This window comes from Streptomyces odonnellii, from assembly GCF_000981895.1.
Lineage (GTDB): Bacteria > Actinomycetota > Actinomycetes > Streptomycetales > Streptomycetaceae > Streptomyces > Streptomyces odonnellii.
Genome location: NZ_LATD01000466.1, coordinates 1 through 5,046 on the forward strand (window position 1 = coordinate 1; position 5,046 = coordinate 5,046).

At 66.5% G+C, this 5,046-nt stretch carries 3 protein-coding genes; 2 read left to right on the forward strand and 1 reads right to left on the reverse strand.

What is annotated here, in order from left to right; all coding sequences use genetic code 11:
* Positions 1-217: 217 nt before the first annotated feature.
* Entirely contained in the window at positions 218-3,757 is a 3,540-nt protein-coding gene (gene dnaE, locus WH07_RS33105) for a DNA polymerase III subunit alpha (RefSeq protein ID WP_046508368.1), read from the forward strand.
* A gap of 120 nt (positions 3,758-3,877) precedes the next feature.
* Here dnaE and WH07_RS33110 read toward each other — a convergent pair whose 3' ends face one another.
* Positions 3,878-4,141: a hypothetical protein gene (locus WH07_RS33110; RefSeq protein WP_332836390.1), complete on the reverse strand. Its 264-nt coding sequence runs from the start codon at positions 4,139-4,141 to the stop codon at positions 3,878-3,880.
* A 184-nt stretch (positions 4,142-4,325) separates the two neighbouring features.
* On the opposite strand from WH07_RS33110, the gene WH07_RS33115 reads away from it, so the two are divergent.
* The coding region (locus tag WH07_RS33115) for an NYN domain-containing protein (protein ID WP_157877479.1) at positions 4,326-5,046 on the forward strand (721 nt) is incomplete at its 3' end.

The following is a 5,046-nucleotide window of genomic DNA, read 5'->3' on the forward strand; positions in this document are numbered from 1 at the left end:
GGTGACAATGGGGGGTGGGGCGGAAGGGTGATACCCGGATCCGGCGGAGCCGGAGCCCCGCAGTGGCAACGCCCGACGTTACTCGGGAGTGCCCGCCGGTTGTCAGACCCGGGACGTAGACTTCGTCGCTGTCCCCCCAAGGCTGATCGCGGCCGGGGGCCCGGGGATTGCGTCCGGGAAAACACACAGTGTCGTACGTTCGCTGGAGGCCTTCACCGTGACCAAGCCGCCGTTCACGCACCTGCATGTCCACACCCAGTACTCGCTGCTGGACGGTGCCGCGCGGCTGGGGGACATGTTCAAGGCGTGCAATGAGATGGGCATGTCGCACATCGCGATGACCGATCACGGCAATCTGCACGGTGCCTATGACTTCTTCCATCAGGCGAAGAAGGCGAACGTGACACCGATCATCGGGATCGAGGCGTACGTGGCGCCGGAGTCGCGGCGCAACAAGCGGAAGATCCAGTGGGGGCAGCCGCACCAGAAGCGGGACGACGTGTCGGGTTCGGGCGGTTACACGCACAAGACCATCTGGGCGGCCAACAAGACCGGGCTGCACAATCTGTTCCGGCTCTCCTCGGACGCGTACGCGGAGGGCTGGCTCCAGAAGTGGCCGCGGATGGACAAGGAGACCATCGCCCAGTGGTCCGAGGGGCTGATCGCCTCCACCGGATGCCCCTCCGGCGAGCTCCAGACCCGGCTGCGGCTCGGGCAGTACGACGAGGCGGTGCAGGCGGCCTCCGACTACCAGGACATCTTCGGCAAGGACCGGTATTTCCTGGAGCTGATGGACCACGGCATCGAGATCGAGCGCCGGGTCCGCGACGGGCTGCTGGAGATCGGGAAGAAGCTCGGCATCCCCCCGCTCGTCACGAACGACTCGCACTACACCTATGCCGACGAGGCCACCGCGCACGACGCGCTGCTGTGCATCCAGACCGGCAAGAACCTCTCGGACCCCGACCGCTTCCGCTTCGACGGCTCCGGCTACTACCTCAAGTCCACCGACGAGATGTACGCCGTCGACTCCTCCGACGCCTGGCAGGAGGGCTGCGCCAACACCCTTCTGGTCGCTCAGCAGATCGACACCGAGGGCTGGTTCGAGGAGCGGAACCTGATGCCCAAGTTCGATGTGCCGGAGGGCTTCACCGAAGTCACCTGGTTCCGCGAGGAGACCATGCGCGGCATGGCCCGCCGCTATCCGAACGGCATCCCGGACGACCGGCTCAAGCAGGTCGAGTACGAGATGGGCATCATCATCGAGATGGGCTTCCCGGGATACTTCCTGGTGGTGGCCGACTTCATCATGTGGGCGAAGAACAACGGCATCGCGGTGGGCCCCGGCCGAGGCTCCGCGGCCGGCTCGATCGTGGCGTACGCGATGGGGATCACCGACCTCGACCCGATCGAGCACGGGCTGATCTTCGAGCGGTTCCTCAACCCCGAGCGCATCTCGATGCCCGATGTCGACATCGACTTCGACGAGCGCCGGCGCGGTGAGGTCATCCGGTACGTGACCGAGAAATACGGCGCCGACAAGGTCGCCATGATCGGTACGTACGGCAAGATCAAGGCGAAGAACGCCATCAAGGACTCGGCCCGCGTGCTCGGTTACCCGTACGCGATGGGCGACCGGCTCACCAAGGCCATGCCCGCCGATGTGCTGGGCAAGGGCATCGACCTCAACGGCATCACCGACCCCAAGCACCCGCGCTACAGCGAGGCGGGCGAGATCCGGGGGATGTACGAGAACGAGCCGGATGTGAAGAAGGTCATCGACACCGCCAAGGGTGTGGAGGGCCTGGTCCGGCAGATGGGTGTGCACGCCGCCGGGGTCATCATGTCCAGCGAGACCATCACCGACCATGTGCCGGTATGGGTGCGCCACACCGACGGCGTGACCATCACCCAGTGGGACTACCCGAGCTGTGAGTCGCTCGGCCTGCTGAAGATGGACTTCCTGGGCCTGCGGAACCTGACCATCATGGACGACGCCGTCAAGATGGTGAAGGCGAACAAGGGGCTCGATCTGGACCTCCTCGCCCTGCCGCTGGACGACCCCCAGACCTTCGAACTGCTGGGGCGCGGCGACACGCTCGGGGTGTTCCAGTTCGACGGCGGGCCGATGCGTTCGCTGCTGCGGCTGATGAAGCCCGACAACTTCGAGGACATTTCCGCCGTTTCGGCCCTGTACCGGCCGGGCCCGATGGGCATGAACTCGCATACGAACTACGCGCTGCGCAAGAACGGGCAGCAGGAGATCACCCCGATCCACCCGGAGCTGGAGGAGCCCCTCAAGGAGGTCCTGGGCCTCACCTACGGCCTGATCGTGTATCAGGAGCAGGTGCAGAAGGCCGCCCAGATCATCGCCGGGTACTCCCTGGGCGAGGCCGACATCCTGCGCCGCGTGATGGGCAAGAAGAAGCCCGAGGAGCTGGCGAAGAACTTCGTCCTCTTCCAGGAGGGCGCCAAGAAGAACGGCTTCTCGGACGAGGCGATCCAGGCGTTGTGGGACGTGCTGGTCCCGTTCGCCGGATACGCCTTCAACAAGGCGCACTCCTCCGCGTACGGACTGGTCACCTACTGGACCGCGTATCTGAAGGCCAATCACCCCGCCGAGTACATGGCGGCGCTGCTGACCTCGGTCAAGGACGACAAGGACAAGTCGGCGGTCTATCTGAACGAGTGCCGCCGCATGGGCATCAAGGTGCTGCCGCCCAATGTCAACGAGTCGCAGTCGAACTTCGCGGCGCAGGGTGACGACGTGATCCTGTTCGGGCTGACGGCCGTGCGGAACGTCGGGCAGAACGTGGTGGACTCGATCATCCGGTGCCGCAAGGCGAAGGGGAAGTACAGCAGCTTCCCCGACTTCCTGGACAAGGTCGAGGCGGTCGTCTGCAACAAGCGCACGGTCGAGTCGCTGATCAAGGCTGGCGCCTTCGACGAGATGGGCCACACCCGCAAGGGGCTGGTCGCGCACCACGAGACGATGATCGACAACGTGGTGCAGGTCAAGCGCAAGGAGGCCGAGGGGCAGTTCGACCTCTTCGGCGGGATGGGCGACGAGGACACCAGCGAGCCGGGCTTCGGGCTCGACGTCGAGTTCTCCGACATCGAGTGGGACAAGTCGTACCTCCTCGCGCAGGAGCGCGAGATGCTCGGGCTGTATGTGTCCGACCACCCGCTCTTCGGTCTCGAACATGTGCTGTCCGACAAGGCCGACGCGGCGATCGCCCAGCTCACCGGTGGTGAGCACGCGGACGGCGCGGTGGTCACGGTCGGCGGGATCATCTCCGGCCTCCAGCGCAAGATGACCAAGCAGGGCAACGCCTGGGCGATCGCGACGGTCGAGGATCTCGCCGGATCCATCGAGTGCATGTTCTTCCCGGCGACGTATCAGCTTGTCTCGACGCAACTCGTCGAGGACACCGTCGTGTTCGTCAAGGGGCGTCTCGACAAGCGCGAGGACGTCCCGCGGCTGGTCGCGATGGAGCTGGCGGTGCCGGATGTGTCGGCGGTCGGGACCGACGCGCCGGTCACCATCACCATCCCCACGGTGAAGGTCACCCCGCCCATGATCAGCAGGCTCGGTGAGATCCTGAGCCACCACCGGGGGAACTCCGAGGTCAGGATCAAGCTCCAGGGCGCGCACAAGACGACGGTGCTGCGGCTCGACCGGCACCGGGTCCAGCCCGATCCGGCGCTGTTCGGCGACCTGAAGGTGCTGCTCGGCCCGACCTGTCTGGCGGGTTAGGCCCGCGGTTCCGGGGCTGCTCGGAGCGTACTCGGCGCACAAACGCATTCAGTGCACAGAAGAGGGGCACGCCCGCTGATGGGCGTGCCCCTCGTGCGTCGTGGAACGTGTCCGCGTACGTCAGTTGTGGCCGAAGCGCTTCTGCCGGCCCTTGGGCGCGGCGTCCGTCGGGGAGATGTTCGACAGCCTCTCCTCCGACCTGTCCTCCATGGACGAGGACCCCCTGTCCTCCGTGCCGCGCGGGGATTCGCCGCGGTGCGGCTGCTTGCTACTTCGGTCCCGGTGGTCGCGGTTCTTGTTCTTGGCCATGGTGCTGCCTCCTGCGGGGATGAGTCGGGACTCCAGGGCCGCGTTCAGAGTCACATAGGCCAGAAAACGCCGCATTTTGGATCATTGCCGTGTGTAGTGGTGCCTTGTCACACCGGTGGTCGCCGATCCGGCGCCGGCTCATTCCTGATCCGCCACGCCGATGATCGAGTTCCGGACGTTAAGCCTCTTGCCGTCGGGCAGACTCGAAGCAAACCCGCAGTAACTCCCGATCTCCCGACCCCGAAGTTCCCGAAAGAGGGTGGAACGCGTGGACCGCTGCGTCGTCCTGGTGGACGCCGGCTATCTGCTGGGCGCCGCCGCGAGTCTTCTCGCCGGAGAACCGGCGCGTTCCCGTATTTCCGTCGATCATGCCGCCCTGATCCAGGGCCTGCGTGAGCGTGCCGAGGCCGATACGGAGCGGCCACTGCTCCGTATCTACTGGTTCGACGGAGCCCCCGACCGGGTCCCGCAGCCGGAGCACCGGAGGCTGCGGGTGATGTCGAGAGTGACGGTACGGCTGGGTGCGCTCACCCGGAGTGACGGACGCTGGGCGCAGAAGGGCGTCGACGCGGCGATGCACGCGGAGCTGACCGAGCTGGCCAGAAATCGCGCATGCTCCGATGTGGTGCTCGTGACCGGGGACGGGGATCTGCTACCGGGGCTGATGTCGGCCAAGGAGCACGGTGTCGCCGTACACCTCTGGGCGGTGCAGGCCGCGGACGGCGACTACAACCAGTCCGAGGATCTGGTGGCCGAGGCGGACGAGCGGCGGGTGCTCGACCGGTCCTGGATCACCAAGGCCGTACGCGCGAAGGATCTGGGCGGGGTCTGCGCGCCTCCGCCGGCCCCGCGGCCCGAGATCGCGGCGATCCTCTCCGCGCCACTGCCCGAATCGGCGCTGGCGGCGTCGGCGGAGCGGGCGGCGGAGGCGGAAGCGGAGGCGGAGGCCAGGGCGCGGGCGAGCGGGCGCCGCAATGGGG